Genomic DNA, 26,688 nt, shown 5'->3' with positions numbered 1-26,688 from the left:
GGGGGTGGCGCGGTGGCTCGGGCGTGCCCGGCGGCGGGGTCGGGTGCTGGGGGATGTCGGGGCGGGTGGGGTGGGGGGTGGCCTGCCAGAACTCGGTGGGGGCGCCGGGGCGGCGGATGCCGGAGGCCAGGGCTCGTTTGCCGGAGCCGGGGGGCGGGGTCTCCAGCTGGGGGGTCGCCGGGGGGCGTTCGAGGTCGGCGTGGAAGGGCTGGACGTCGTGCTCGTGGGAGATGTCGCGGGTGGTGCGGCGCCAGGGCTTCGGCGGCGGGGGCAGCTCGGCCGGGGCGGCCCGCTCGGGCAGGGGGGCGGCCTGCTCGACCAGCGGCGGGGGGGCCGGGGACGTGGCCGGGGTCGGGACGAGCGCGGGGGCGGCGGGCGCCGCGGCGGCCCCCAGGGCGGGCCCCGCGGCGGGGACGGCGGCGGGGACGGCGGCGGGGACGGCGGCGGGCTGCTGCCGGGCCTTGCGGTGGGACTTGATCGCGGCGCGTTCCACGGCGGCGGCCGGGGCGGGGGCCTCGGCGCGGCGCCAGACGCGGGCGACGATGACGACCTCGCGGGGTTCGCGGATCGGGGTGAGGCGGCACCAGGTGCGGGGCTCGGCGAGGTAGCGGCCCTGGGAGAGCAGCAGTTCGGTGAGCCGCTTGCCCTCGATGACCGGGCGGGTGGCGAGCCAGGTCAGCACCCCCGGCGGGACGATGTACAGCACGTGCCAGGGGGACTCGAACGGGATGCCGACGATCCGGAGCAGGACGATCCAGGGCACGAACACGCCGAGGAAGACGCCGATCTGGACGAGCGGCAGCGGCATGGGCAGCCGCAGGTCGTACAGCTTGTACAGCCGCTTCTCGATGCGCCAGATGTTCGTGTACGTGGGTAGATCCACGCCCCTACTCCCCTAACCGCGCGAGCACGTGTTGCCGGTCAGCTGACGTCCACGCCGAGGGCCGTGGCTATCGCCTTGGCCGTGGTCTCGATGATGTTGGGCACGTAGAAGACCACCCCGATTCCGATCGCCAGAAGGATGAACTGCACGAAACGCGTGATCTCGCGGGTGAACAGGAAGAAGATCGCCACAATGGAGACGATCACCAGGAACAGCGGACCGAATATCTGCCGCAGCCAGTCGGCGAGCTGATCGGTCTTGAGTTCGTCATTGGGCGCCGCAAGGAGGTCGTAGGGAATCGACGCGAAAATGTGGTGCAGCATCGATGTTCACCTTCCTCGGTCGGCGGGTTCGCTGGGGGTCGGTTCGCTCAAATCAGGGCCTCTCATGATGCGTCCGGTCGCGTGGTCCCGCGGATGTTGCGGACGAGCCACTTGTCGCCGCGCTTCACCATGGCGAGCTGGTAGGTCTGCTCCAGTTCGCCGTCGCCGCCGGCGGCGGGACGCCAGACGACGGTCGCGGTGATGGTGCGCTCGCCCGGCGATCCCTTCGGCGCCACGACCTCCCTGACCTGGACGAAGGTCACGGAGTTGGCGAGACCGGCGATGGTGGTCCCGTCGGAGAAGCGCGACAGGGCCTCCTGGTTGCCGGTCGCGTACTCCTGGAAGAAGGTGCCGAGGAACGGCTGGAGCTCGCCTTCGAGCGCGGTGTCGCGGTTCTGGACGCCGCTCTCGGGCAGCTGCGCCTTGGCGGGCGGGGGAAGCAGCGCGGGACGGGCGGACACGACCAGCGACCCGCCCCTGTCGGCGTACACGGGAACGGCGAGCCGCAGCCACTTCTCGCCGTTGCGGGCGAGCAGCGTCACGGTCGCGTTGTTGGCGTCGCGGGCGTCCACTCCGGCGACCTGGATGGACTGCACCTGCATCTTGCCGGCGCCGTTCCAGCCGAATTGGGGGTCGGCGCCGTCGGGCAGGAAGGTCCGCAATTGCGCCTCGCGGGCGGCGGCGCCGTTCTGGTCGAAGTTCAGGTAGACGTCGGCGAATTGGAGGGCGAACGCGCCGGCGGCGCTGCTGGGGAACCCGGCACCGCGCGGGGGCTTGGCCGTGGTCGCGGGCCCCCCGGAGGTCTCGTCGGCGGTGAAGCGCTCGAAGGGGGCGCGGATGCCGTTGACGAGGATGACGATGATCACCGCCCAGAGGACGGCGCGTCCGGCCCACACCCACCAGCGTCCGCCGGAACCGCTCCAGCGCCCACCGCCGCGGCCGCCGCCACCGGAGCGCCCGCGCCGGTCGCCGCCGGGCGGGTCCCAGGGGTCGACGGACGACGAGAGCGCCCGGCCGGGCGCCGCCGTCTCCTCGACCACGGCCGTGTCACGGCCGCGTCCCACGGCCGACCTGCGAGCCATCCCGCCTCCGCTCGCGCCTCGCCCCCGGTCGGCGCGCTGGTGTGTCTGATCATGTGCCGGTGGCCTTTCTGAACCCACCTCGGGCCCAGGGTAACCACGGGCGTCAATTCTTCCAGCGCATCCCAGCAAAGCACAGCCCCGGCACGCGGTTGTGGATAATGCAATCCACCTCAGCAGGAACGGGGAAGATTGCCAAACGGTGACGATCCCCTATCCAGGGCTCCGAACAGTGCGCAGGTCCAGGTACCGGACAAGCAGCACGAGTCGGGAGTTGGTTGGTTACCGGGTGGCGGTGGCGCTCGCACTTTCTTCCCGAAAGAATCCGACAAAGTGTCACAATCGGGACATCTCACGACAGAACACCCAGCTCAGCGGCCACACGGCCCTCACGAGCACCCGCTGTTGCCAAAATCACACAGGTCACGACCCTGCGCGGGCCCCGGCGCCCTAGACGTTGAAGCGGAACTCCACGACGTCGCCGTCCTGCATGACGTACTCCTTGCCCTCCATGCGGACCTTGCCCGCGGACCGGGCGGCGGCCATGGAGCCGGCGGCGGTCAGGTCGTCGAACGAGACGACCTCCGCCTTGATGAAGCCGCGCTGGAAGTCGGTGTGGATGACCCCGGCGGCCTCCGGCGCGGTGTCCCCCTTGCGGATCGTCCAGGCCCGCGCCTCCTTCGGGCCCGCGGTCAGGTACGTCTGCAGGCCCAGGGTCGCGAACCCGACGCGGACGAGCTGCGCCAGCCCCGGCTCCTCCTGCCCCATGCTCTGCAGCAGTTCGAGGGCCTCGTCGTCCGGCAGCTCGATCAGCTCGGCCTCGATCTTGGCGTCGAGGAAGATGGCCTCGGCAGGGGCGACCAGGCTGCGCAGGCGCGCGCGCAGCGCCTCGTCGGTCAGCTCCACCTCGTCGAGGTTGAAGACGTAGAGGAACGGCTTGGCCGTGAGCAGCTGGAGCTCGCGCAGGAGCGACAGGTCGATCCCGGCCTTCTCGGCGCCCGCGAAGAGCGTGATGCCGTCGTCCAGGAGCTTCTGGGCGGCCTGGACGGCGTCGACGACGGCGAGCTTGTCCTTGTCCTTCTTGGTGCGCGCCTCCTTGTCGAGGCGCGGCAGCGCCTTCTCGATCGTCTGGAGGTCGGCGAGGATCAGCTCGGTGTTGATCGTCTCGATGTCGCGGGAGGGGGCGACGTCCCCGTCGACATGGGTGACGTCAGGGTCCTCGAACACCCGGATGACCTGGCAGATCGCGCTGGTCTCCCGGATGTTGGCGAGGAACTTGTTGCCGAGGCCCTGCCCCTCGGAGGCGCCCTGGACGATGCCGGCGATGTCGACGAACTCCATCGTCGCGGGGATGATCTTCTGCGAGCCGAAGATCTCCGCCAGCACGGTCAGGCGCGGGTCGGGCACCCCGACCACGCCGACGTTGGGGTCGATGGTCGCGAACGGGTAGTTGGCGGCCAGCGCGTCGTTCTTGGTCAGCGCGTTGAACAGGGTGGACTTGCCGACGTTCGGCAGGCCGACGATTCCGATGGAGAGGCTCACGGCCGTCAAGTTTATGGCCGTCCGCGGACCCCTCGGGCTGCCCGGATCGCCCGGCGGGCCGCGGGTCGACCCGAATGTCCGGTGAGGTGGGCCGACACGGCGCGTCGCGACCGGCGTTCGCGACCGCGCTGTCACGATGAACGGATGGACCTCGCGCTGTTCGCCGGCCTCCTCGTCGGAGCCGTCTTCGGCGTCGTCGCCGGATACGCGCTCGCGACGGGCAGGCAGGGCTCGCTGATCGCACGGGCGCGGGCGGCGGAGGAGAAGCTCGCCTACGCCGAGGAGCGGATGGCCGAGCACTTCGAGAACCTGTCCGCGCGGGCGCTGGACGCCAGCAACCAGCGCTTCCTGGAACTGGCCGACGCCCGGCTCAAGGCCGCCGGCGCCGAGGCGGCCGGGGACCTCCAGCGGCGGCAGCAGGCCGTCGAGCACCTCGTCGCGCCGCTGAAGGAGACGCTCGCGAAGGTCGAGGAGCAGCTCCGCGAGGTCGAGACGGGCCGCCGGGAGTCGCACGCGATGCTGGCCAAGCAGGTCGACTTCGTCCGGCAGAGCTCCGACCAGCTGCGGCGCGAGACGCAGTCGCTCGTGCGGGCGCTGCAGCGGCCCGAGGCGCGGGGGCGGTGGGGCGAGCTCCAGCTCCGCCGCGTCGTGGAGCTGGCGGGGATGGCGCACCACTGCGACTTCGACGAGCAGGCCAGCTCGTTCACGGTCAACGGCACCGTCCGTCCGGACATGGTGGTGCGGCTGGCCGGCGGCAAGAGCATCGTGGTCGATAGCAAGGTGTCGCTGGCCGCGTACCTGCAGGCGGCGGAGAGCGGCGATCCGGTACGGCTGGACGCCCACGCGCGCCATCTGCGCGACCACGTCGACCGCCTCGCGGCGAAGTCGTACTGGCAGGCGTTCAGTCCCGCGCCGGAGTTCGTCGTCCTGTTCATTCCGGGCGAGGCGTTCCTCGCACCGGCGCTTGACCGCGACCCCGGCCTGCTGGAGTACGCGATGCGGCGGCGGGTGCACATCGCCACCCCCACGACGCTCATCACCATGCTGCGGACGGCGTCGTACGCATGGCAGCAGGCGGCGCTCTCACGGAACGCCCGCGCGGTGTTCGACCTGGGCAAGGAGCTGTATGAGCGGCTGGGCACGATGGGCCAGCACGTAGACGAACTGGGCCGCGCGCTGACCGGCGCAATCAAGTCCTACAACCGGACGGTCGGATCGCTGGAAACGCGCGTGCTCGTCAGTGCGCGCAAGCTGAACGAACTGGGCGTGGTCGATGACGACCTGGACGGCCCCCGTCCGGTCGAGGAAAGCCCCCGCTCGCTCTCTGCGGCCGAACTGACCGGACACGACCCCGGTTTCGGTGCTCCCCTGGACGAGGACCCCGTCTCCCTAGAAGACGACCCCATTGAGGACGACCACAACGCAAGCGAGGAGCGGCGGCCTCATCCTGACTCGGCCACGGAACCGGTAGGTTTCGGCGGACGGGCCATCCCCGAGCGGACAGATCGGCTTGATCGGCGAGAGAGGTGGCCATGAGTTCATCGTCGGTACGCGACGCGCCGGGCGGCACGTCGCCGGTCCCGGGGGGTCGAGTGCGAGGTCGGCGCGGTGCATCGTCCTCGCGGCCGTCTCCGCGCCCGGCCGCGGCCGCCGCCGCCGCGGCGAGCCCGGTCGCGCTCACCGGGCGCGGCGGCATCGTCGTCATCTTCGGCGCCGGGGTGGTCTGCGGGCTGCTGTCGCGCTGGCTCGGCGTGCCGCTGCTCGCCGGGGCCGGATTCGCGATCGGCTGCGCCCTGGCCGCGTTCGCCACCCGTCCGGCCGACCTGCTCACGCTCGTCGTCAGCCCGCCGCTGGTGTTCTTCGCGGCCACGTTCGCGGTCGAGTTCGCCACCACGCTCGGCAACGGGTCGCTGATGCGCGGCGTCACCGTCGGGGTCCTCGCCACGCTCGCCGCGACGGCGCCGTGGCTGTTCTTCGGGACGCTGCTGACGGTCGTGATCTGCCTGTCCCGCGGCCTGATGACGAACGTCCGTGAACTGCGGGACAAGCTCGCCGGCGTCCGCCTCTTCGAGAAAGAGGAGAACGAGAACCCCGTCCGGTGGGACGAGTCCCCCACGACGACGCAGGAGCGCCGCCTGCACCACGGCGAGGTGGACTGACCCCCTTCGCGGGGGACGCCCCTAGACGGGGGTGATGCGGAGGTCCTTGCGGAGTTCCTTCGGAAGCGAGAAGCGCATGTGCTCCTTGACGGACTCGATCTCCTCGGCCTCGCCGAAGCCCCGCTCGGACAGCCAGGCCAGCACGCTCTGGACCAGCTCGTCCGGCACGGAGGCCCCGCTGGTGACGCCGACCGTGGTGACGCCCTCCAGCCAGGCGGGGTCGATCTGCTCTGCGTAGTCGACCAGGTAGGCGTTGGCGGCGCCGTGCTCCTTGGCCACCTCGACCAGGCGGACGGAGTTGGAGGAGTTGGTCGAGCCGACCACGATGACGAGGTCGGACTCCACGGCCATCTCCTTCACGGCGACCTGCCGGTTCTGGGTGGCGTAGCAGATGTCGTCGGACGGCGGGTCCATCAGCTTGGGGAACCGCTCGCGGAGCTTCTCGACGGTGGCGACGGTCTCGTCGACCGACAGCGTGGTCTGCGACAGCCACGCCACCTTCTCGGGGTCGCGGACGGTGACGTTGGCGACGTCCTCGGGCCCGTCCACGAGGTGGATGTGGTCGGGGGCCTCGCCGGTGGTGCCGATGACCTCCTCGTGGCCCTCGTGGCCGATCAGGAGGATGTCGTAGTCGTCGGCGGCGAAGCGCACGGCCTCCTTGTGGACCTTGGTGACCAGCGGGCACGTCGCGTCGATGGTGCGCAGGTCGAGCCCCTTGGCCTCCTCGTGCACCGACGGCGCGACGCCGTGCGCGGAGAACACCACGATCGCCCCTTCGGGGACCTCTTCGGTCTCGTCGACGAAGATCGCGCCGCGCTCCTCCAGCGTCTTGACGACGTGGACGTTGTGGACGATCTGCTTGCGGACGTAGATCGGCGCCCCGTACTTCTCCAGGGCGATCTCGACCGTCTCGACGGCGCGGTCGACGCCCGCACAGTAACCACGCGGCTTGGCGAGCAGGACACGGCGCTGAGTGTTGGCGGTCATGCCTCTATCGTACGAGTGACCGCACAATGCCGTGCAGCATGGGTCACCTTGCCTGACCCGCGCGAACGCGCGGCTAACACCGCCGCCGATGGGGATAGGGCTTACGGCGGGACGCGGGTGTGAGCCACGGCACGCCGCTTTTGGACGGAAATCCATTAGCCCGGGGTGACCGCCCTCGCACCCATGGGGCAGAGTGAACTTCGACGAGACGCAGCCGCATGACCCGATCCGGTGTTCAGGACGGCAAGGAAGAGGAAAGACGATGACGAGATCGCCGCGCCGCCTCAAGCAGCAGGTTCAGGACACGGTGGGCGAACAGGTCCGTGACCTCCCGTTGCACGCCGTCCGGCTGGCCATGTTCGGCGTCGGCCGGGCCCTGCTGCTCGGCGACCGGGTGACCCGGGACTACAAGGAGATCACCCAGGGCGAGGGCGTGAAGCCGGTGCTCGGGCGGCTGCGCGACGACGTGCACACCACCGCCGAGAAGGTGGTGGGCCGCGTGGTCGAGCGCGTCCGCGGCGAGGAGCCCGAAGCCGAGCCGGAGCCCGCGCGACGGCCGAAGGCGTCGGCCACGGCCGCGCGGAAGGCCGGCGAGGAGATCACGATCGGCAAGCCCGGCGCCGGGACGCGTTCCGCGCCCAGGCACACCCGCCCGGGGCCGCCGCCGAAGCCGCCGAAGCGCACCGCGGCGCCCGGCAGGCCCGCCGCCCCCGGCAAGCACCGGGCGGACAAGGCCGGCCCGTTCGCCGAGCCCGCGCCGGAGCCCGCGCCCGCCGAGCCGAAGCCGGAGCCGGCGGCGCAGGCCGAGCCGGCCCCGAGCCCGAAGCCCGCCGACACGCCCGGGAGCCCGCCGAAGGGCAAAAACGTGCCGGAGGCCGAGGACAAGGCCAAGGCCGAAGACAAGGCGAAGGCGGAGGACGAGGCGAAGGCCGAGGACGAGGCGGCGTTCGAGCCGAAGCCGGAGCTGAAGCCCGCCGCGCAGGCCGAGGCCGAGCACCTCGTGGAGGACCTGCCCGTCCCGGACTACGACAGCGCCACGCTGCCGCAGCTGCGCGCGCGCCTGCGCGGCCTGTCCGTCGAGCAGGTGAAGCTGCTGCGCGAGTACGAGCGCAAGCACGCCGGGCGCGAGGACGTCATCCGCATGTACGAGCGCCGCATCGCGAAGCTCAACGGCACCACCTGACCCGCGAACGCATGGGCAGACCCGTGAACGCATGACAGGGGCCTCCGGAGGACGATCCGGGGGCCCTTCTCACGTCCGGTGCAGTTCGGGGCCGTTCAGGGTGTGAAGAGCTTGTCCAGGGCGGGGAGAGCCGCGGCGACCGCCGCGCGCTCCTCGTCCGTCATCCGCGCGATCCGTTCCGCCAGGAGGTCGATGCGGTGCTCGCGTCCGGACGACAGGCGGTCGCGTCCGGTCCGGGTGAGCCGCACGGTGACGACGCGGGCGTCGGCGCCGTCCCGGCCGCGGGTGACCAGCCCGTCGCGTTCGAGCCGGTTGACCTGCGCGGTCATGGTCGGGAGCCGGACGCCGTGCTCGGCGGCCAGTTCCGTCATCCGGCGCGGCCCCTGCTCCAGGGAGCCGAGGACGGACAGCTGCTGGCTGGTGATCGGCTGGTCGGCGCTGACCCGGCGCAGCATCAGCACGAGGTGGCGGAGGCGCAGGCTGAGCCGTTCGGCGAGCTCGCGTTCGGATGCGGTCACGGTCTCACCGTAGGGTGCCCGCATGGCGATGGAGACCTCGGCCGAATCGCCCGTCCCGGTGCGGACGGTGCTGCAGGCCGTCAGCGGCTGGATCGGGAGGCTCGGCCGCATCTGGGTCGAGGGGCAGATCACCGACCTCAACGCCCGCGGGGGGACGGTCTACCTGACGCTCCGCGACCCCGTGGCGAACATGTCGGTGCGGGTCGTCGGCCCCCGCGCGGTGTTCGAGGCGGCCGGGCCCGCGGTGACCGACGGCGCCCGCGTCGTCGTCCACGCCAAGCCCGACTTCTGGATCAACCGGGGGACGTTCTCGCTCAGCGTGCTGGAGGTCCGGCCGGTCGGCGTCGGCGAGCTGCTGGCCCGGCTGGAGCGGCTGAAGCGGGTGCTGGCCGCCGAGGGGCTGTTCCGCCCGGAGCGCAAGCGGCCGCTGCCGTTCCTGCCCGGCAAGATCGGGCTGATCTGCGGGCGCGACTCCGACGCCGAGCACGACGTCCTGGAGAACGCCCGGCGGCGGTGGCCGGCGGTGGCGTTCCGGGTGGAGAACACGGCGGTGCAGGGCTCCTACGCGGTGGGCGAGGTGATGGAGGCGCTGCGGGCGCTGGACGCCGACCCCGAGATCGAGGTGATCGTCATCGCGCGGGGCGGCGGCGCGATGGAGGACCTGCTGCCGTTCTCGGACGAGGCGCTGGTCCGCGCGGTCGCCGCCGCCCGCACCCCGGTGGTCAGCGCGATCGGGCACGAGCAGGACTCGCCGCTCCTGGACCTGGTGGCGGACGTGCGCGCGTCCACCCCGACCGACGCGGCGAAGAAGACCGTCCCGGACGTGCGGGAGCAGCTGCAGCTCGTCCGGCAGCTGCGCGACCGGGGGCGGCGCTGCCTGGCGGGCGGCGTGCAGCGGGAGCTGGCGTGGCTGGCGGCGATCCGGTCGCGGCCGGCGCTGGCCGACCCGGTGCGGGAGGTGGAGCGGCAGTCCGAGCGGGTGCTGGCGCTGCGCGACCGGGCGCGGCGCTGCCTGTCCGGCGCGCTGGACCGGGCCGGGGACGAGCTGTCGCACACCCGCGCCCGGCTGCTGGCCCTGTCCCCCGCCGCGACGCTGGAGCGCGGGTACGCGATCGTCCAGCGGGAGGACGGGGCGGTCGTGCGGGAGGCCGCGGGCGTCGCGGAGGGCGAGCGGCTCCACGTCCGGCTGGCCGGCGGCCGGCTGGGCGTGACGGTCGACGAGCACGGCGGGTCGTGAGGCGTTCCGGGGGTATGGGTTGTTCCCGAGGATGGAAGAGTGGAGCGGATGGCGGACGAGACGGGGACGGCGGGCAAGCCGTCGTACGAGCAGGCGCGGGACGAGCTGGCCGACGTCGTGAAGCGGCTGGAGGCAGGCGGCCTGACGCTGGAGGAGTCCCTCGCGCTGTGGGAGCGGGGCGAGAAGCTCGCGGCGATCTGCGAGGAGTGGCTGGAGGGCGCCCGCGCGCGGCTGGCCGCGGCGATGGCGCAGCCCGAGGAGGGCGACGCCCCAGCGCCGTTCTAGGAGCCCCCGTTTCCAGGGCCCAGAGCCTACGAGCCCGGCGTGGCCGTGCCCGTGGGGGTCAGGGACGTGCCGTCCTTCGGCTGGGGCTTGAGCGAGGCCGCGAGGACCGCCAGTTCCTCGTAGGTGGCGGTGCCGGTCACGACCAGGCTCGTCCCGTCCGGGAGGGTCCGGGCGAGGGAGTTAGCCTTCTTGTCCTTGCGGTGGTACTTGTTCCAGGCGTCGCCGCCGACCTGGTGCGTCCCGATGGGGATGCTGCTGTTGGTCATGCGCGGGATGTACTCGGACGCCTTCTCGTTGCTCTGCTCCAGGGCCGCGTACTCGTCGCCGGGCGTCACGAAGCCCAGGTGCCACGCGACGGGCTCGTCGCCGCCCTTGCCGAGGCCGTGCACCCGCGAGCTGGTGGGCCGCCACTGCCCCGAAAGGCCCTCGGGGGCGTACACGGTGAAGGGGGCGTCGTTGCTCATCGCCCACAGCTGGGCGTTGTAGTCGACGGTCGGCAGGATCTGCTCGTCGCTGCGCGGCGTGACGACGTAGATCGCGAGGACGAGCACCAGGCACGCGGCCATCGCCATGCTGAAGCCGCCGAGCCCCGTGGTCAGCCGCTTGTGCACGGCGGGGCTCACCTCGATCACGGGCCGTCCGGCGCCGGCGGGCCCCTGGGCCGGGCCGCCGCCCGCTCCCGACGCCCCGGGCTCGCGCCGCCCGGCGGCCTCGTTCCGGACGCCCTCCTCACGGGGGACGACGCCCTCCTCACGGGGGACGTCGTGCTCACGCGGAGCCTCCGCCTCGCGCGGGGCGTCCTCGGCTTCGGGGACGGAAGGTGGGGTCTTGTCGGTCACCCTTCAAGGATCCCGTACGGTCAGCGCTGCTCGGTACGGGGGTTCCTGATCGTGCCGACGATGCCCATGATCTCCTCGGCGAGCCTGCGGGCGGCGTCCTCGTCGTCCAGCAGCGAGATCTCCGACACGGCGCCCGCCATCGCGCCCGTCAGCACCATGACCAGGGCCTCGTCGACGCCGCCGTCCGCGGTGTGGAACAGGGCGGCGTTGCGGCGCGCCCACTTGTTGAGCCGCTGCCGCATGACGCGGTCGAAGCCGGGCGGGCCGTCGCCGGAGATGAACAGCCGGGCGACGTCCCGCTCCTCCAGGCAGCCGTTGAGGTAGGCGCCGGCGCCGGCGATGAACAGCCGCATCGGGTCGGTCTCGCCCGCCTCCCGCACGGCGCTGATCGCCTCGCGGGTGCGCTCCTGCTGGCCGGCCTGGAACTCCTCGAACAGCGTGAGGTACAGGTCGGCCTTGCCGTTGAAGTGGTGGTACAGGCTGCCGACGCTCGCGCCCGCCTTGGCGACGATGTCGGTGACGGCGGCCTGGGCGAAGCCCGACTCGCAGAAGACGTCCCTCGCCGCGGCCAGGAGGGCGCCGCGGGTGGCGGCGCCGCGGTCGGAGGTCCGCGCGGGGGCGTCGCCGGACCGCGTCCCCCCGTTGTGTGACACCTCGCCGGACGGGACGTCGATGTGGCTGCTCATGACGCCTGAGATTACGCCCTCTCCCATGGGGAAACGATCCCTTGCCCGTGTGACCGTCAAATCCGGCCCGGCCGGCATCCGTGTCCACAGGGCCGGTGCACCCCGCGCTCCCGTTGGTCTGGTCCAATTTGTGGCAGGGCGTCCGGTCCACCGAGAATCCGAGTCACCACCGAACGAAGGGGCGCCGCGTCATGTCCGACGAGACCACCGTTTCCTCTCCGCTGACGACCGAGCCGGAGGCTCCGGACCGCAACCTCGCGATGGAGCTGGTCCGGGTCACCGAGGGCGCCGCGCTGGCCGCGGCCCGCTGGGTCGGCCGCGGGGACAAGAACGGCGCCGACGGGGCCGCGGTGAACGCCATGCGGCAGCTGATCAACACGGTGTCGATGCAGGGCGTCGTGGTGATCGGCGAGGGGGAGAAGGACCACGCCCCCATGCTGTTCAACGGCGAGCAGGTCGGCGACGGCTCCGGCGCGGAGTGCGACGTCGCGGTCGACCCGGTGGACGGGACGCGGCTGACCGCGCTCGGCATGAACAACGCGATCGCGGTGCTGTCGGTGGCGCCGCGCGGGTCGATGTTCGACCCGTCCGCGGTGTTCTACATGGAGAAGCTCGTGACCGGTCCCGAGGCGGCGGACGCCGTCGACATCGAGCGCCCGGTCGGCGACAACATCCGGGCGATCGCGCGGGCGAAGGGCTCGTCGCCGAACGACGTGACCGTCTGCATCCTCGACCGGCCGCGGCACGAGGGCATCGCCAAGGAGGTCCGCGAGGCCGGCGCGCGGATCAAGTTCATCATGGACGGCGACGTGGCCGGCGCGATCATGGCGTGCCGCCCCGGGACGGGCGTCGACCTGCTGCTCGGCATCGGCGGCACCCCGGAGGGCATCATCGCGGCCTGCGCGATCAAGGCGCTGGGCGGGGTGATCCAGGGCCGGCTGTGGCCGCAGGACGACGAGGAGCGGCAGAAGGCCGTGGACGCCGGGCACGAACTGGGCCGGGTGCTCACCACCGACGACCTGGTGACGTCCGAGGACGTGTTCTTCGCCGCGACCGGCATCACCGACGGCGAGCTCGTCGACGGCGTCCGCTACAGCAAGGGCACGGCCGTCACGCACTCGCTGGTCATGCGCTCGCGCAGCGGGACGATCCGGACGATCTCCAGCGAGCACCAGCTGAGCAAGCTCCGCGCCTACAGCGCGATCAACTTCGACACCGCGTCCTGACGGTGCTACCGGCCGCGGCCGAGGCGGTTCCGGACGCGGGCGCGCAGCGGCAGCTTCGGGGCGCGGGCGCGGACGGAACCGAAGATCATCGTGCCGCCGAGCTCGATGGTCGGGCCCTCGTCCGCGGGGCGTGCGCGGACGTCGCGGGTCGTGAGGATGGTGCGGCCGGTGACGTCCACGCGGACGCCCTCGGGGACGAGGAGCCGGACCCGGCCGCCGAGGACCAGCGAGTCGATCACGATGTGGCGGCGCTGGAGGACGGCCTCGCGCAGGTCCAGTTCGACCGTTCCGAACAGGGCGAGCAGCGGGAGCTTCACCGGGACGACCCAGCGTCCGTCCCGGCGGGTGCGGCCGAAGAAGACCGAGACCGGGCGGTCGTCCACGAGGATGGGCTGGGCCTCCGCGGGGATGAGGTCGCCCGTGAGGCCGGTGAGCTCGCCCAGCGTGCGGGCGGCGTAGGCGCGGGAGGTGCGGTCGGAGTGCTCCTCCATGGTGAGCCTGCCGTCGGCGAGCGCATCGCCGAGGACGGCGACGACGCGTTCCCGGTCGGCGTCGGACGCGCGCAGGTCGCGCACGCGCGTCACCTTCCCGGGTGCCGGATGCTGGGGGACGTCCACCCTTAGAGACTAACCTCCGGGCGAGACGGCACAGCCCGGAAAACCGTTGGGGCTATGTCCCTTGATTTCCGTACTGTGAGGTTCATGACGGTGCAACGTGTCCAGGCCGAGGCCGCCCCCGAGCGGGACGGCCGGGAGGCGGCCATCAGCCTGCGCGGCGTCGTCAAGCGCTTCGGCGACTTCACCGCCGTGGACGGGCTCGACCTAGAGGTCCCGCCGGGGGTGTGCCTGGGGCTGCTCGGGCCGAACGGCGCCGGGAAGTCCACCACGATGAAGATGCTGACCGCGCAGGCCATCGCCGACGAGGGCGGCATCCGCGTCCTGGGGTTCGAGGTCCCGCGCGAGTCCAAGCGCGCGCGGGCCGTGATGGGGGTCGTCCCGCAGCAGGACAATCTGGACGAGGAGCTGACCGCCCGCGAGAACCTCGAAGTGTTCGCGCATCTGTACCGGGTCCCGCGCCGGGCGCGGCGGCAGGCGGTCGACGACGCGCTGGCGCTGGCGCACCTGACCGGCAAGCAGCTCACGAAGGTGGACGACCTCTCCGGCGGGATGCGGCGGCGGCTGCTGATCGCGCGCGGACTCGTCCACTCCCCCGCCCTCGTCCTGCTGGACGAACCGACCGTCGGCCTCGACCCGCAGGTGCGGGCGGAGCTGTGGGGGCTGATCGACGGGCTGCGAGCGCGGGGTACGACCGTCCTGATGTCGACGCACTACATCGAGGAGGCCGAGCGGCTCGCCGACGACTGCGCGCTGATGTCGCACGGCCGCGTCATCGCCCGGGGCTCGCCGTCGGTGCTGGTCGCCGAGTACGCGGGCGCCCGGGTCGTCGAGCACTACGGGCCGCCCGACCGGCTGACCGAGGTGGAGCGGATCGCCCAGGGCGCCGGCCTGTCCACGCGCCGCACGGGCCCCTCGGTGTCGGTCCTGAAGGCCGAGACCATCCCGCCGTCCCTGGAGGACGAGCTGGGCCCGGACGGCGTGCGCCGCGCCGCCAATCTCGAAGACGTGTTCGTGGTACTGACCGGGGAGCGCGTGGAATGAGCGCAGCGAACCGGGGGGCGCGGGGGGTCGACCCCCCGCGGGAAGCAGAGATGAGCGCAGCGAACCGGGGGGCGCGGGGGGTCGTCCCCCGAAGGAGGCAGAGATGAGCGTTCAAGTGGAACGGGCGCCGCGCCTCCGCCGTTTCGAGTTCGCGCCCGTCCGCGGCATCTGGCGCCACGAGCTGGCCCTCTACAAGCGGTACTGGAAGTCGCAGTCGTTCGCCTCGATGGTGGAGCCGACGTTCTTCCTGCTCGCGTTCGGCTACGGGTTCGGCTCGATGATCGCGGTCATCGGCGACTACCGGTACCTGGACTTCGTCGCGACCGGCGTCGTCGGGGTCGCGGCGCTGTTCACGTCGGTGTTCCCGGGGATGTTCAACGGCTACATCAGGCGCGTGTTCCAGCACACCTACGACGCGATGCTCGCCACGCCCGTCGACGTCCACGAGCTGGTGACGGCCGAGGCGCTGTGGATCGCGGCCAAGTCGGCGGTGTACTCGTGCACGCCGCTGGTGGTGGCGCTGTTCTTCGGCCTGGACCCCTCGTGGGGGATGCTGCTCGTCCCGATCGTGACGTTCTTCACCGCGCTGGGCTTCGGCCTGTTCGGGACGTGGACGTCGTCGGTGGTGCCGTCCATCAACTCGTTCGACTACGTGATCACCGGTGTGGTGACGCCGCTGTTCCTGATCGCGGGGACGTTCTTCCCGGTCGAGGCGCTGCCCGGCTGGGCGCAGACCGTCTCGTACTTCAACCCGCTCTACCACTGCGTGGAGCTGGTCCGGGACGCGGTGTTCGGCCTGGATCCGCTGGCGGACCTCGGGCACCTCGGCGCCCTTGTCCTCTTCGCGGCGCTGATGTGGACGATCGCCGTCCGCGGGATGCGCAAGCGCCTCATCGACTGACCCGTTGACCAGCGGCGTCCCGTGCTCCTACGCTGACGCGAACTTTCTTCACGTTGTGTGCGCCGCAGAGGGGTCGGGCCATATGAGCCAGGAGATCACCGCACGGGATCGGCAAGCCCGGCTCTCCGCCTACACGGCGTTCGCCGTCCAGGGGCTCTGCTTCGCCTCCCTGGTGACGCAGGTCCCCCAGATGCAGAAGGCCCACCACCTGAGCGACGGCACGCTCGCGCTGGTGCTGCTGATGGTCCCGGTCGTCGCCGGGGTGGGCAGCGTCGTGTCCGGTGCGCTGTTCAAGCGGTTCGGCAGCGGCCCGGTGCTGCGGGCGTCGCAGCCCGCGGTCGCCGTCACGATCGCGCTGATCGGCCTCACCGGCGACAACGACCTCGCCCTGTACGTCGCGGTGGCGGCGTTCGGCCTGTTCGTCGGCGCGGTGGACGCCTCGATGAACGCCCAGGCCGTCGCCGTCGAGCGCCGCTACGGCATGAGCCTCATCACCGGCTTCTACGCCGTCTGGAGCGTCGCCGGCATCCTCGGCGGCCTCTGGGCGGCCCTCAGCAACCGGATCGACCTGCCGCTCGCCGCCTGCTTCGCGATAGCGGCCGCCGCCGGCATCGCCGGCTCCCTCGCCACCGGCCACCGCCTCTACGCCCGCGACGAGGAGGGCGAAGGCCCGACCGCCGAGGAGCTCAAGGCCGCCGGACGCCGCGTCCCCTGGCGGCCGATCCTGATCGTCGGCGCCGCGATGGCCGTCGCCTACCTCGCGGACTCCGCCATCTCCAACTACGGCGCCAAGTACCTCGACGACGAGCTGTCCGGCGCGGACTGGGTCGCGCCGCTCGGCTACGTGGCGTACCAGGTCGCCATGGTGGCCAGCCGCGCCGTCGCCGACCTCGTAGTCCGCCGCTCCGGCCCCGTCCGGGTCGTCCGGCTCGGCGCCGCCGTCGGCATCGCCGGCATGACCGGCGTCGTCGCCGCCCCCAACGCGGCCTTCGGCATCGCCGCGTTCGCCGTCGCCGGACTGGGCCTGGCCGTGATCGCCCCGGTCTGCTTCACCGCCGCCGGACGGGTCGACCCCACGGGCCTGGGCGTGGCCGTGGCCCGCGTCAACATCTTCAACTACGTCGGCTTCGTCCTGGGCGCGGCCCTGGTGGGCGCCATAGCCCCCCTGAGCGCCGACCACGGCCTACGCCTGGCCTTCATAGCCCCCACCGCCCTGATCCTGGTCGTCTTCGCCACAGCCCGCGGCTTCGACCCGACCCGCGTAAAGGACGCCCGCCCACCAGCCCCCACCATGCAACGCCCCACGGTCTGAGCCTTAGCCCAGGGGGTCGCCCCCCTGGGCTAACACAACTACCCCTCCATCGCCGAGATGGCTCGTTCGCCTTCGGCTTGGGCCTGTTCCGGCGTCAGGTCCTGCAGGGCGCGGCTCAGTGCCACTTCGGCGGCGTCGGCCGCGGCGCGCAGGGTCACGGCGTGCTCCTGTGCCCTTTCGAGGTCGCCAAGGCCGACGCAGTCGAAGGCCACCTCGGCGTCGTGGGCGGCCATCTTCAGCTGTCGAGCGGCCTCTTCGAGACTCATGCATACCTCCTACACCAGGGATGCTTGTCCTACCCCTCAGCACCGTGGGTAACCGCTTGGCCAAGGAGTTCCGCCGCCTTGACCAGGTGCGTCTCGGTGAGGCGGGCGTAGCCGAGGACGAGCGCGGGCGGCGCGTCCCCCGCACGTGCCGGGGACCACATGGGGCGGGCGCCCGCGACGGCCACCCCGGCGCGTGCGGCGCGGGCGACGACCTCGTTCTCGTCAAGTCCGGCGGGTAGTTCCACATAGAGGTGGATGCCCGCTGAGACGCCGTGAACCATCGCGTTGGGCAGGTGGACGTCCAGCGCCTTCGCCAGGGCGTCCCGCCGGTACCGGTAGCGCCGCCGCATCGAGCGCAGGTGGCGGTCGTAGCCGCCGCCTCTGAGGAACTCGGCGAGGGCGTGCTGGTCCAGGACGGGCGTGCCGAGGTCGGTGTTCTCGCGGTGCTCCCGCAGCCGCTGGGCCAGGGCGGGCGGTGCGACGGCCCAGCCGAGGCGCAGCGCGGGGGCCAGGGACTTGCTGACCGAGCCGAGCAGGACGACGCGGTCGGGCTCGACGCCCTGGAGGCAGCCGACGGGCTCGCGGTCGTAGCGGAACTCGGCGTCGTAGTCGTCCTCCAGGATCAGCCCGTCGACGTCCCGCGCCCAGGCGATCAGCTCGGCGCGGCGGGCCGCGGACAGGACGACGCCGGTCGGGTACTGGTGGGCGGGCGTGACGAGGACCGCCCGCGCCCGGGTGCGGGCGAGCGCTTCGACGTCCACGCCTTCGGCGTCCACGGGGACGCGGACGGTCCGGAGGCCGGACGCGTCCAGCATGGGCTGCTGCCGGTCGCTGGTCGGGTCCTCGACGGCCAGGGCCGTGTGCCCGTCGGCGCGCAGCAGCCGCAGCAGCGCCGACAGCCCGTGCGCCACCCCGTTCATGATCACGATCCGCGCCGGGTCGGTGTGCGCGGCGCGGACCCGGGCGAGGTAGCCGGACAGCTCGGCCCGCAGGGCGTGGACGCCGCCGGGGTCGGGGTAGGTGAGCGCGTCGTGCGGGAGCGTGCGCAGCGCGGTGCGGGCGGCGGCGATCCAGCGGTCGCGGGGGAACGACGCCAGGTCGGGGAGGCTCGGCCACAGGTCGTAGGCGGGTGCGGGGTCCGGGCGCGGGGAGCCGCCCGGCGCGGACGCGGGCTCGGGCTCGTCGTCCGGGCGGGCGAGCGGCGCGATGCGGGTGCCGTCGCCGCGCCGCGCGACGAGGAATCCCTCGGCGGTCAGCTGCTCGTAGGCGGCGACGACCACACCGCGGGAGACGTCCAGGTCGCGGGCGAGGTCACGGCTCGACGGCAGCCGCGTCCCGGCGGTCAGCCGGCCGGACCGCACGGCCGAGCGGAAGCCCGCGGCGATCTGGGCCGCCAGCCGCCCGGCGCTGCGGTCGAGGGGCAGATGAAGGTCGGTCACATCATGTTCAGCGCCGGGAGGGATCGCCCGTGTCACGGCCCGGTGTCGCGCGGGGTGCCATGGCGGGTGTCGCGGCCGGGTGCCGTGCCCGTCCCGGGGACCCAGGTCGTACCCTGTGGTCCGGCCCATCGGAATCGCGCGAGGATCTGCCTGAGATGCCTGAGTTCTCCTACACCGACCTGCTGCCGCTCGGCCCGGACGACACCGACTACCGGCTGCTGACCTCCGACGGGGTCTCGACGTTCGACGCGAACGGGCGGACGTTCCTGCAGGTCGAGCCGGAGGCGCTGCGGCTGCTCACCGAGACCGCCATGCGCGACATCTCGCACCTGCTGCGTCCCGCGCACCTGGCGCAGCTCCGGCGGATCCTGGACGACCCCGAGGCGTCCCCCAACGACCGTTTCGTGGCGCTTGACCTGCTGAAGAACGCGGGGATCTCGTCCGGCGGCGTCCTGCCCATGTGCCAGGACACCGGCACCGCGATCGTGATGGGCAAGCGCGGCCAGCACGTCATGACCGACGGCGACGACGAGAAGCACATCTCCCGCGGCGTGTACGACGCTTACACGAAACTGAACCTGCGCTACTCCCAGCTGGCGCCGGTGACGATGTGGGAGGAGAAGAACACCGGCAGCAACCTGCCCGCGCAGATCGAGCTTTACGCGACGCCGGGTGACGCGTACAAGTTCCTCTTCATGGCCAAGGGCGGCGGCAGCGCGAACAAGTCCTTCCTCTACCAGGAGACGAAGGCCGTTCTTAACCCGAAGCGGATGATGTCCTTCCTGGAGGAGAAGATCCGCTCGCTGGGGACCGCCGCGTGCCCGCCGTACCACCTGGCGATCGTCGTGGGCGGCACGTCCGCCGAGTACGCGCTGAAGACGGCGAAGTACGCGTCGGCGCACTACCTGGACACGATGCCGGCCGAGGGCTCGGCGCTGGGCCACGGCTTCCGCGACCTGGAGCTGGAGCTCCAGGTGTTCGAGCTGACGCAGAAGCTCGGCATCGGCGCGCAGTTCGGCGGCAAGTACTTCTGCCACGACGTGCGGGTGATCAGGCTCCCGCGGCACGGGGCGTCCTGCCCGGTGGCGATGGCGGTGTCGTGCAGCGCCGACCGGCAGGCCCTCGCCAAGATCACCGCGGAGGGCGTGTTCCTGGAGCGGCTGGAGACCGACCCGGCGCAGTACCTGCCGGACACGACCGACGACCAGCTCGACGACGCGGTGGTCAGGATCGACCTCAACCGGCCGATGGCCGAGATCCGCGTCGAGCTGACCCGGTACCCGGTGAAGACGCGGCTGTCGCTGACCGGGCCGCTGGTCGTCGCCCGCGACATCGCGCACGCCAAGATCAAGGAGCGGCTGGACGCGGGCGAGCCGATGCCGCAGTACCTCCGCGACCACGCCGTGTACTACGCGGGGCCCGCGAAGACGCCGGAGGGCTACGCGTCCGGTTCCTTCGGCCCCACCACGGCCGGGCGGATGGACTCCTACGTCGAGCAGTTCCAGGCGGCGGGCGGCTCGCTGGTCATGCTGGCGAAGGGCAACCGGTCGAAGCAGGTGACCGACGCCTGCAAGGAGCACGGCGGCTTCTACCTCGGCTCGATCGGCGGGCCCGCCGCGCGGCTCGCCCAGGACTGCATCAAGAAGGTGGAGGTCCTGGAGTACCCCGAGCTCGGGATGGAGGCCGTCTGGAAGATCGAGGTGGAGGACTTCCCGGCGTTCATCGTGGTGGACGACAAGGGCGAGGACTTCTTCGCCGACACCACCGGACCCGTCCTCAGCATCGGCAGGCGCTGACGTTCGGCAGCCTCCGCCAGCCCGTCGAGGGGGCCGCCAGAGGGCATTCCCCGATGTTTCTGGCCGGTAGGTCACATTATCGGCCCAAAATCGACGTTGGTAATGAGGTCTCCCCGATGACCGCCTGGCCACTCCGGTATCTTTTCCGCCATGTCACAGTCAGAGCGCCTCGTGCTAGCGACGCGCTACCGGCTGGTCTCGGAAATCGGCCAAGGTGCCAACGGCACCGTCTGGCGAGGGCATGACGAGCTCCTCGATCGCTCGGTGGCGATCAAAGAGCTGCGCCTCCCAGAGGACCTTTCCGAGGACGACCGGGTGGTCTTCTACCGCCGTACCCTCAGAGAGGCGCGCGCGCCGGCTCAGTTGCGCACGCACTCCATCGTCGAGGTGTACGACGTGGTCATCGAGCAGGGCCGGCCCTGGATCGTGATGGAGATGATCGAGGCGCCCAGCCTCGAACATCTCATCGAGCGCTCGGGGCCGCTGCCACCCGAACGCGTCGCGCACATCGGCCGCGCCCTCCTGGACGCCCTCAACACCGCGCACAAGGCCGGCATAGTGCACCGCGACCTCAAGCCCAGCAACGTCCTGCTGGACGGCGACAGGGTCGTGCTCACCGACTTCGGCCTCGCGTTCTCCTCGGGGTCGGCCAGCCTGACCAAGACGGGCCACTTCATGGGCTCCCCCGCCTATGTCGCCCCGGAGGTCGCCGCCGGAGAGAAGGCCACCCCCCGGTCCGACCTGTGGTCGCTCGGCGCGACGCTGTACGCCGCTCTGGAGGGCCATCCTCCGTTCGAGCGCGACAACGTGATGGCGACGCTGAGCGCCCTGGCCAACGAGTCCACGCCCGCCCCGCAGAACGCCGGCGCCCTGGCGCCCGTCATCACCGGGCTGCTGGAGAAGAACCCGACGCGGCGGCTCAGCCACGCCCGCGCGGTCGACCGGCTGGAGCGCGCGATGGCCGGACCGCGGTCGGGGCGCCGCCAGACGACGCCCCGCTACCGGCTGATGGCCGTGATCGCGCTCATCGGCGCGACCGTGGCGTCCTGCGGCATCGGCGCGACCGCGCTCATCGTCGGCATGATGCGGGAGGGCCCCGGCCCCTCCGCGACCGCGACGACGTCCAGTCCCGCGAGCAGCGACGCGCAGGCGCCGCCGGGCATCGACACGAGCACGCTCGTCGTCCGGGCCCGCAACGACTCCTGCAAGATCTTCGTGTCGGTGCCGGGCAACGTGATCACCGTGCTCAGCGACGAGACGCTGAAGCAGAACGAGGCGCGGCAGTACGACCAGCCGCGCATCAACGCGGTGATCTACGACGCCTCCGCCTGCGACGTCTGGGTGAACGGCGAGCAGAAGGCCGTCGGCGGCCAGGGCGAGCGCAAGAACTACACCATCAACAAGGAGTGACTTAGGTCCCGGAACGCTCCGCCTGGGAATGGGACGCGCCGCGGCGAGGCTGCCATTGAGGACGGCTGCCATCGACCACGGCCGCCATCGACGAGGATGGTCTCAGGGTTCCAGGCGGAGGTGACGTGCCATGGGTGAGCGCGAGTTCCGGATCGAGCATGACTCCATGGGTGAGGTCCGGGTGCCGGCGGCGGCGAAGTGGCGTGCGCAGACGCAGCGCGCGGTGGAGAACTTCCCGATCTCGGGACGGACGCTGGAGGACGCGCACATCGCCGCGCTCGGCCACATCAAGGCCGCGGCGGCGACGGTGAACGCCGAGCTCGGCGTGCTCGGCGAGGACCTCGCGGGCGCGATCACCGAGGCGGCCCGGGAGGTCGCGGACGGCAGGTGGAACGGCGAGTTCCCGATCGACGTGTTCCAGACGGGGTCCGGGACGTCGTCCAACATGAACACCAACGAGGTCGTGGCGACGCTGGCGGAGGAGCGGCTCGGCCGTCCGGTGCACCCCAACGACCACGTGAACGCCTCCCAGTCGTCCAACGACGTGTTCCCGTCGTCCATCCACATCGCGGCGACCGGGGCCGTCCTGCACGACCTCATCCCCGCGCTGCGGCACCTGGAGAACGCGCTGGCGCGCAAGGCGGACGAGTTCCGCACGGCCGTGAAATCCGGCCGCACCCACCTGATGGACGCGACCCCGGTCACGCTGGGCCAGGAGTTCCGCGGCTACGCGGCGCAGATCGGGCACGGCGTGGAGCGGCTGGAGGCGGTCCTGCCCCGGCTGGCGGAGCTGCCGCTGGGCGGGACGGCGGTCGGCACCGGCATCAACACCCCGGACGGCTTCGCCGCCCGCGTCATCGAGGAGATCGCGCGCGCCACGGACCTGCCGCTGACCGAGGCCCGCGACCACTTCGAGGCGCAGGGCGCGCGGGACGGGCTGGTCGAGGCCAGCGGCGCGCTCCGCACGATCGCGGTGAGCCTGCACAAGATCGCCAACGACCTGCGCTGGATGGGCTCGGGGCCGCGCGCCGGGCTGGCGGAGATCCGGCTGCCCGACCTGCAGCCCGGCTCGTCGATCATGCCGGGGAAGGTGAACCCGGTCCTCCCCGAGGCGGTCATGCAGGTCACGGCCCAGGTCATCGGCAACGACGCGGCGGTCGCGTTCGGCGGCGCGTCGGGGAACTTCGAGCTGAACGTGATGCTGCCGATGCTGGCCCGCAACGTGCTGGAGTCGATCACCCTGCTGGCGAACGTGTCGCGGCTGTTCGCCGACCGCTGCGTCGACGGCATCGAGGCGGACGTGGCGCGGATGCGCGAGTACGCGGAGTCGTCACCGTCGATCGTGACGCCGCTGAACCGCTACATCGGCTACGAGGAGGCGGCGAAGGTCGCCAAGCAGGCGCTGAGCGAGCGCCGGACGATCCGCGAGGTCGTGCTCGAACGCGGCTACGTGGCGGACGGGAAGCTGACCGTCGAGCAGCTCGACGAGGCCCTGGACGTGCTGGGGATGACCGGGTCGTCGTGACGTTCCGCGCGTCCCAGCGGCCTTCTCAGCCCCTGGGACGCGCGCGGCCCTCGTCGGAGGCTCAGTACCAGCCGATGCGCTGCGAGTGCGACCACGCGCCGCACGGGGTCTTGTAGCGGTCCTTGATGTAGCCGAGGCCCCACTTGATCTGCGTGGAGGCGCTGGTGCGCCAGTCGGCGCCGGCGCTGGCCATCTTGGAGCCGGGGTTGGCCTGCGGGATGCCGTACGCCTCGGACGTGGGGTTGGCCGCGTTGGTCCGCCAGCCGCTCTCCTTGTCCCACAGCTTCACCAGGCAGCCGAACTCGCCGTCGCCGGTGAACCCGAAGCTCGGCATCATCTTCTTGGCGATCTGCTGCGCCTCGCCCGCCGGGACCGGGTCGGCGACCGGGGCGGCGCCGCCGCTGCCGCCGTCGTCCTTCTTCTTCTCCGGCGTCTTGGTGGGGAGCGGCTCGCCCTTGGGGCGGAGGTCGACCCCCTTGCCGCTGTACTGGCGCGTCTCGCGGGAGGCGCGTTCCATCGCGAGCCGGCGCCGCTGCTCCTCCAGCACCCGGGGGTCGACCTTGGGGGCGGCGTCGGCGAGCTGCTGGGTCGGCTTGACGGTGGCGTTGTCGTCGTCCGAGCCGCCGGTCAGCGCGAACGCCGCGGCGGCACCGCCGCCGATCACGACCGCCGCGCCGGCGGCGACCGCCACGACGCGCATGCCGGTGCGCTTGCCGGAGGCGGCCCGCCGGCCGGCGGGGCGGGCGGCGTGGCCTCCGCCGGACGCGATCTCGTCGCGGGGGTCCGCGGCGGCGCCGGCCGGCCCGGGCGGGAAGGCGTCGAAGCCGAGGGTGTCACCGGCGGGGGCGGCGGCGCGGGTGCGGTCCGCACCGGCGACCTTCACGTCCTCCGCGCGCGCCGCGGCGGCCACCGCGGGCTGGGGGGCCGTCTCGGCGGCCGGGGGCTGCGCGGCGGGGACGAACGCGTCGCGCACGCCGCCCGGGTACGGGGCCGGGCCGGGCGGCGCGGAGGGGGACTCCGCGGCCGGCCACGGCTCGTGGGGGGCAAAGCTCTGTCGTTCGTCTCGCCTAGGGGACCCGGGACGGTCTCCGTACAAGGCGGTCCTTCCGACGGTCGCACGCGCATGGGCACGCGCACGAACTGCTTCCACCCCCGGTCCGGCCGTCCGCGGTCGGGCGGCTCCGGATCCGGGCCGCGCCGTGTCCGCCGCGCGTTCACTGGGGGCCGCGCCACGGCCGGCACCGCTCGGGGGTGCTTACGGGGAGCCACAATGCCGGAGGTCGAGGGAGGCTTCGCAACCGAAACGAGACAATTGCTGCGGGTGGGGCCGCTGTCAACTCGGCCGGGACGCCGCCGAAACTCCGAGGGGACCAGGGGATCTCGCCCTTCGACCCGCCTTATGTGACCTTCCTCACAGACTGACGTTGCGGGGTTTGTCGATCACCGTCCGTGGACAACCGTTGCCTCGCCCGGCAACGACGGACCCCCGGTGGCCGACCGGCCACCGGGGGTCCGCGGGAACCCTTCTCAGGCGCCTCAGACGCCGACGTCACCGAGCATGTCGGTGACCAGAGCGGCGATCGGCGACCGCTCCGACCGCGTCAGCGTCACGTGCGCGAACAGCGGGTGGCCCTTGAGCCGCTCCACCACCGCCGCGACGCCGTCGTGCCGGCCGACCCGCAGGTTGTCGCGCTGCGCCACGTCATGGGTCAGCACGACCCGCGAGCCGGTGCCGATCCGCGACAGGACGGTCAGCAGGACGCCGCGCTCCAGCGACTGCGCCTCGTCCACGATCACGAACGCGTCGTGCAGCGAGCGCCCGCGGATGTGCGTGAGCGGCAGGACCTCCAGCATGTCGCGGTCCACGACCTCGTCGATGACCTCCGGGGTCGTGACCGCCGACAGCGTGTCGTAGACGGCCTGGCCCCACGGCGACATCTTCTCGTTCTCCGTGCCCGGCAGGTAGCCGAGCTCCTGCCCGCCGACCGCGTACAGGGGGCGGAACACCACCACCTTGCGGTGCAGACGCCGCTCCATGACGGCCTCCAGCCCCGCGCACAGGGCGAGCGCCGACTTGCCCGTGCCGGCCCGCCCGCCGAGCGAGACGATGCCGACGTCCTCGTCCATCAGCAGGTCGAGCGCGATCCGCTGCTCGGCGGACCGGCCGCGCAGCCCGAACACCTCGCGGTCGCCGCGCACCAGCTTCACGGACTTGTCCGGCTGCGTCCGGCCGAGCGCCGAGCCCTTCTCCGACAGCAGCCGCAGGCCGGTGTGGCACGGCAGGTCCCGCGCCTCCTCCATGTCCGCGCTGCCCGTCTCGAACATCTCCTCGACGAGGCTCGCGGGAACCTCCAGCTCGCGCATCCCGGTCCAGCCGGACTCCACGACCGCCAGCTCCGCCCGGTACTCCTCGGCGGCCAGGCCGACGGCGGACGCCTTCACCCGCATCGGCAGGTCCTTGGAGACCAGGACGACGTCGCGTCCCTCATGGGCGAGCCACGCGGCCACCGAGAGGATCCGGGTGTCGTTGTCGCCGAGGCGGAACCCGTCCGGGAGCACGCTGGGGTCGGAGTGGTTCAGCTCGACGCGGAGCGTTCCACCCTGGTCGCCGAGCGGCCCCTCGACCGCCACGGGCTCGTCCAGCCGCCCGTACCGCAGCCGGAGGTCGTCGAGCGTGCGCAGCGCCTGCCGGGCGAAGTAGCCGAGCTCGGGGTGGTGCCGCTTCCCCTCCAGCTCGGAGATGACGACGATGGGGAGTACGACCTCGTGCTCGGCGAACCGGGTCATCGCCCCCGGGTCGGCGAGCAGGACGCTGGTGTCGAGGACGTACGTGCGCCGGTCCGGAACGTTCGTCCCGGTGGTGTTCCCGGACGTACCAGGACGGCGCGCGGAGGTTATGGCCACTCGATCTCCCTGATCATGGGGACGTACCGGTGACGCGCAGGCGGCCTGGGGCCGGTGGTCGAAGGCAGACCGGAAGACTGAACGGAAGGCCGGCCGTCAGGTGCCGTAGCGCCGGTGCCGCGCGGCGTACGAGCGCATGGCCCGGAGGAAGTCGACCTTGCGGAAGTCCGGCCAGTGGACCTCGCAGAAGTGGAACTCCGAGTGGGCGCTCTGCCAGAGCATGAAGCCGGAGAGACGCTGCTCCCCCGAGGTGCGGATGACCAGGTCCGGATCCGGCTGGCCGCGCGTGTAGAGATGCTCCGCGATGTGCTCCACGTCGAGGGACTCGGCGAGTTCCTCGATGCTGGTGCCCCGACTCGCCTGCTCGATGAGCAGAGAGCGCACCGCATCAGCGATCTCACGCCTACCTCCATACCCAACGGCGACGTTCACAATCAGGCCGGGAACCCCGGATGTGGCCTCACCCGCATCTTTGAGGACACGGGCCGTCTTATCGGGCAGCAGGTCGAGGGCGCCGACGGGCTTGACGT

26 protein-coding genes are annotated in these 26,688 nt (G+C 72.0%); 12 read left to right on the top strand and 14 right to left on the bottom strand.

What is annotated here, in order from left to right:
- The 4 genes from IEZ03_RS24935 to ychF form a co-directional block, all read right to left on the bottom strand.
- Positions 1 to 883: conjugal transfer protein (locus IEZ03_RS24935; protein ID WP_189241235.1), on the bottom strand; the 883-nt coding region annotated here is incomplete at its 3' end.
- 38 nt (positions 884 to 921) lie between these two features.
- Positions 922 to 1,206, bottom strand: a complete 285-nt coding sequence (locus IEZ03_RS24930) for a hypothetical protein (protein ID WP_132052010.1) — start codon at positions 1,204 to 1,206, stop codon at positions 922 to 924.
- Between the two features lie 62 nt (positions 1,207 to 1,268).
- Positions 1,269 to 2,288 (bottom strand): conjugal transfer protein, encoded by a 1,020-nt coding sequence (locus IEZ03_RS24925; protein ID WP_221480582.1) that lies wholly within the window; start codon positions 2,286 to 2,288, stop codon positions 1,269 to 1,271.
- Positions 2,289 to 2,735: 447 nt separating this feature from the next.
- Entirely contained in the window at positions 2,736 to 3,827 is a 1,092-nt protein-coding gene (gene ychF, locus IEZ03_RS24920; RefSeq protein WP_184881267.1) for a redox-regulated ATPase YchF, read from the bottom strand.
- A 144-nt stretch (positions 3,828 to 3,971) separates the two neighbouring features.
- On the opposite strand from ychF, the gene IEZ03_RS24915 reads away from it, so the two are divergent.
- Together IEZ03_RS24915 and IEZ03_RS24910 are read left to right on the top strand one after the other, a co-directional pair.
- Positions 3,972 to 5,363 (top strand): DNA recombination protein RmuC, encoded by a 1,392-nt coding sequence (locus tag IEZ03_RS24915; protein WP_184881265.1) that lies wholly within the window; start codon positions 3,972 to 3,974, stop codon positions 5,361 to 5,363.
- A gap of 56 nt (positions 5,364 to 5,419) precedes the next feature.
- Positions 5,420 to 5,986 carry a DUF6542 domain-containing protein gene (locus IEZ03_RS24910; RefSeq protein ID WP_184881263.1) on the top strand — a complete coding sequence of 189 codons (567 nt, stop codon included), beginning with the start codon at positions 5,420 to 5,422 and terminating at the stop codon, positions 5,984 to 5,986.
- A gap of 21 nt (positions 5,987 to 6,007) precedes the next feature.
- On the opposite strand, the gene IEZ03_RS24905 is transcribed toward IEZ03_RS24910, so the two are convergent.
- Positions 6,008 to 6,973 (bottom strand): 4-hydroxy-3-methylbut-2-enyl diphosphate reductase, encoded by a 966-nt coding sequence (locus tag IEZ03_RS24905; protein WP_184881261.1) that lies wholly within the window; start codon positions 6,971 to 6,973, stop codon positions 6,008 to 6,010.
- 262 nt (positions 6,974 to 7,235) lie between these two features.
- Here IEZ03_RS24905 and IEZ03_RS24900 point away from each other — a divergent pair, with 262 nt between their 5' ends.
- Positions 7,236 to 8,156 carry a DUF8129 domain-containing protein gene (locus IEZ03_RS24900; protein ID WP_184881259.1) on the top strand — a complete coding sequence of 307 codons (921 nt, stop codon included), beginning with the start codon at positions 7,236 to 7,238 and terminating at the stop codon, positions 8,154 to 8,156.
- A 95-nt stretch (positions 8,157 to 8,251) separates the two neighbouring features.
- On the opposite strand, the gene IEZ03_RS24895 is transcribed toward IEZ03_RS24900, so the two are convergent.
- The gene (locus tag IEZ03_RS24895; RefSeq protein ID WP_308427994.1) at positions 8,252 to 8,674 is read right to left on the bottom strand and encodes a MarR family winged helix-turn-helix transcriptional regulator; all 423 of its coding nucleotides are present in this window, start codon (positions 8,672 to 8,674) and stop codon (positions 8,252 to 8,254) included.
- Positions 8,675 to 8,696: 22 nt separating this feature from the next.
- Between IEZ03_RS24895 and xseA the strand changes: the two genes are divergently transcribed.
- Positions 8,697 to 9,911, top strand: coding sequence for an exodeoxyribonuclease VII large subunit (gene xseA / locus IEZ03_RS24890; protein ID WP_184881254.1), 1,215 nt, complete (start codon positions 8,697 to 8,699; stop codon positions 9,909 to 9,911).
- A 48-nt stretch (positions 9,912 to 9,959) separates the two neighbouring features.
- Positions 9,960 to 10,196: an exodeoxyribonuclease VII small subunit gene (locus IEZ03_RS24885; protein ID WP_132051996.1), complete on the top strand. Its 237-nt coding sequence runs from the start codon at positions 9,960 to 9,962 to the stop codon at positions 10,194 to 10,196.
- A 26-nt stretch (positions 10,197 to 10,222) separates the two neighbouring features.
- Here the strand turns inward: IEZ03_RS24885 and IEZ03_RS24880 are convergent, their stop codons facing one another.
- Both IEZ03_RS24880 and IEZ03_RS24875 read right to left on the bottom strand, forming a co-directional pair.
- Complete coding sequence (locus IEZ03_RS24880; RefSeq protein WP_229808549.1) at positions 10,223 to 11,035, bottom strand: DUF4245 domain-containing protein; 813 nt, start codon at positions 11,033 to 11,035, stop codon at positions 10,223 to 10,225.
- 20 nt (positions 11,036 to 11,055) lie between these two features.
- Positions 11,056 to 11,721 (bottom strand): TetR/AcrR family transcriptional regulator, encoded by a 666-nt coding sequence (locus tag IEZ03_RS24875; RefSeq protein ID WP_184881252.1) that lies wholly within the window; start codon positions 11,719 to 11,721, stop codon positions 11,056 to 11,058.
- Between the two features lie 191 nt (positions 11,722 to 11,912).
- Between IEZ03_RS24875 and glpX the strand changes: the two genes are divergently transcribed.
- Positions 11,913 to 12,947: a class II fructose-bisphosphatase gene (gene glpX / locus IEZ03_RS24870; RefSeq protein ID WP_184881249.1), complete on the top strand. Its 1,035-nt coding sequence runs from the start codon at positions 11,913 to 11,915 to the stop codon at positions 12,945 to 12,947.
- Between the two features lie 5 nt (positions 12,948 to 12,952).
- Here the strand turns inward: glpX and IEZ03_RS24865 are convergent, their stop codons facing one another.
- Entirely contained in the window at positions 12,953 to 13,564 is a 612-nt protein-coding gene (locus IEZ03_RS24865) for a DUF1707 SHOCT-like domain-containing protein (protein ID WP_184881247.1), read from the bottom strand.
- Positions 13,565 to 13,648: 84 nt separating this feature from the next.
- Here IEZ03_RS24865 and IEZ03_RS24860 point away from each other — a divergent pair, with 84 nt between their 5' ends.
- The 3 genes from IEZ03_RS24860 (at position 13,649) to IEZ03_RS24850 (ending at position 16,818) form a co-directional block, all read left to right on the top strand.
- A complete protein-coding gene (locus IEZ03_RS24860) occupies positions 13,649 to 14,605 on the top strand; it encodes an ABC transporter ATP-binding protein (protein ID WP_184881245.1) in 957 nt (318 codons plus the stop codon).
- A 103-nt stretch (positions 14,606 to 14,708) separates the two neighbouring features.
- Complete coding sequence (locus tag IEZ03_RS24855) at positions 14,709 to 15,506, top strand: ABC transporter permease (RefSeq protein WP_184881243.1); 798 nt, start codon at positions 14,709 to 14,711, stop codon at positions 15,504 to 15,506.
- 82 nt (positions 15,507 to 15,588) lie between these two features.
- Positions 15,589 to 16,818, top strand: coding sequence for an MFS transporter (locus IEZ03_RS24850; protein WP_184881241.1), 1,230 nt, complete (start codon positions 15,589 to 15,591; stop codon positions 16,816 to 16,818).
- Positions 16,819 to 16,856: 38 nt separating this feature from the next.
- Here the strand turns inward: IEZ03_RS24850 and IEZ03_RS24845 are convergent, their stop codons facing one another.
- Together IEZ03_RS24845 and pdxR are read right to left on the bottom strand one after the other, a co-directional pair.
- Entirely contained in the window at positions 16,857 to 17,084 is a 228-nt protein-coding gene (locus tag IEZ03_RS24845; protein WP_132054989.1) for a hypothetical protein, read from the bottom strand.
- 29 nt (positions 17,085 to 17,113) lie between these two features.
- Entirely contained in the window at positions 17,114 to 18,523 is a 1,410-nt protein-coding gene (gene pdxR / locus IEZ03_RS24840; protein WP_184881239.1) for a MocR-like pyridoxine biosynthesis transcription factor PdxR, read from the bottom strand.
- A 155-nt stretch (positions 18,524 to 18,678) separates the two neighbouring features.
- On the opposite strand from pdxR, the gene IEZ03_RS24835 reads away from it, so the two are divergent.
- The 3 genes from IEZ03_RS24835 to IEZ03_RS24825 all read left to right on the top strand — a co-directional run bounded on the left by IEZ03_RS24835 (position 18,679) and on the right by IEZ03_RS24825 (position 23,254).
- Positions 18,679 to 20,319, top strand: a complete 1,641-nt coding sequence (locus IEZ03_RS24835) for a fumarate hydratase (protein ID WP_184881237.1) — start codon at positions 18,679 to 18,681, stop codon at positions 20,317 to 20,319.
- Between the two features lie 150 nt (positions 20,320 to 20,469).
- Positions 20,470 to 21,729, top strand: a complete 1,260-nt coding sequence (locus IEZ03_RS24830) for a serine/threonine-protein kinase (RefSeq protein ID WP_132054451.1) — start codon at positions 20,470 to 20,472, stop codon at positions 21,727 to 21,729.
- A gap of 130 nt (positions 21,730 to 21,859) precedes the next feature.
- The gene (locus tag IEZ03_RS24825) at positions 21,860 to 23,254 is read left to right on the top strand and encodes a class II fumarate hydratase (protein ID WP_184881235.1); all 1,395 of its coding nucleotides are present in this window, start codon (positions 21,860 to 21,862) and stop codon (positions 23,252 to 23,254) included.
- A gap of 61 nt (positions 23,255 to 23,315) precedes the next feature.
- On the opposite strand, the gene IEZ03_RS24820 is transcribed toward IEZ03_RS24825, so the two are convergent.
- From IEZ03_RS24820 to uppS, 3 genes are all read right to left on the bottom strand, one after another.
- On the bottom strand, positions 23,316 to 24,227 hold the full coding sequence (locus IEZ03_RS24820) for an aggregation-promoting factor C-terminal-like domain-containing protein (RefSeq protein ID WP_221480579.1): 912 nt from the start codon (positions 24,225 to 24,227) through the stop codon (positions 23,316 to 23,318).
- A gap of 563 nt (positions 24,228 to 24,790) precedes the next feature.
- Complete coding sequence (phoH2, locus tag IEZ03_RS24815; protein WP_184881233.1) at positions 24,791 to 26,158, bottom strand: RNA 5'-3' helicase PhoH2; 1,368 nt, start codon at positions 26,156 to 26,158, stop codon at positions 24,791 to 24,793.
- Between the two features lie 96 nt (positions 26,159 to 26,254).
- A partial coding sequence (uppS, locus tag IEZ03_RS38145; protein WP_229808548.1) for a polyprenyl diphosphate synthase occupies positions 26,255 to 26,688 on the bottom strand: 434 nt, incomplete at its 5' end.

This window comes from Actinomadura livida (genome assembly GCF_014648675.1).
GTDB classification, from domain to species: domain Bacteria; phylum Actinomycetota; class Actinomycetes; order Streptosporangiales; family Streptosporangiaceae; genus Spirillospora; species Spirillospora livida.
This window is presented reverse-complemented; position numbering and strand designations above follow the sequence as displayed.

Bases quoted from the DNA above. Each gene is read 5' to 3' on its own strand.
- IEZ03_RS24900 (WP_184881259.1), top strand. From the start codon at position 7,236: ATGACGAGATCGCCGCGCCGCCTCAAGCAGCAGGTTCAGGACACGGTG.
- IEZ03_RS24860 (WP_184881245.1), top strand. From the start codon at position 13,649: ATGACGGTGCAACGTGTCCAGGCCGAGGCCGCCCCCGAGCGGGACGGC.
- IEZ03_RS24830 (WP_132054451.1), top strand. From the start codon at position 20,470: ATGTCACAGTCAGAGCGCCTCGTGCTAGCGACGCGCTACCGGCTGGTC.
- IEZ03_RS24855 (WP_184881243.1), top strand. From the start codon at position 14,709: ATGAGCGTTCAAGTGGAACGGGCGCCGCGCCTCCGCCGTTTCGAGTTC.
- IEZ03_RS24885 (WP_132051996.1), top strand. From the start codon at position 9,960: ATGGCGGACGAGACGGGGACGGCGGGCAAGCCGTCGTACGAGCAGGCG.
- IEZ03_RS24845 (WP_132054989.1), bottom strand. From the start codon at position 17,084: ATGAGTCTCGAAGAGGCCGCTCGACAGCTGAAGATGGCCGCCCACGAC.
- IEZ03_RS24850 (WP_184881241.1), top strand. From the start codon at position 15,589: ATGAGCCAGGAGATCACCGCACGGGATCGGCAAGCCCGGCTCTCCGCC.
- IEZ03_RS24930 (WP_132052010.1), bottom strand. From the start codon at position 1,206: ATGCTGCACCACATTTTCGCGTCGATTCCCTACGACCTCCTTGCGGCG.
- IEZ03_RS24825 (WP_184881235.1), top strand. From the start codon at position 21,860: ATGGGTGAGCGCGAGTTCCGGATCGAGCATGACTCCATGGGTGAGGTC.
- IEZ03_RS24835 (WP_184881237.1), top strand. From the start codon at position 18,679: ATGCCTGAGTTCTCCTACACCGACCTGCTGCCGCTCGGCCCGGACGAC.
- IEZ03_RS24905 (WP_184881261.1), bottom strand. From the start codon at position 6,973: ATGACCGCCAACACTCAGCGCCGTGTCCTGCTCGCCAAGCCGCGTGGT.
- IEZ03_RS24915 (WP_184881265.1), top strand. From the start codon at position 3,972: ATGGACCTCGCGCTGTTCGCCGGCCTCCTCGTCGGAGCCGTCTTCGGC.
- xseA (WP_184881254.1), top strand. From the start codon at position 8,697: ATGGCGATGGAGACCTCGGCCGAATCGCCCGTCCCGGTGCGGACGGTG.
- IEZ03_RS24875 (WP_184881252.1), bottom strand. From the start codon at position 11,721: ATGAGCAGCCACATCGACGTCCCGTCCGGCGAGGTGTCACACAACGGG.
- IEZ03_RS24925 (WP_221480582.1), bottom strand. From the start codon at position 2,288: ATGGCTCGCAGGTCGGCCGTGGGACGCGGCCGTGACACGGCCGTGGTC.
- glpX (WP_184881249.1), top strand. From the start codon at position 11,913: ATGTCCGACGAGACCACCGTTTCCTCTCCGCTGACGACCGAGCCGGAG.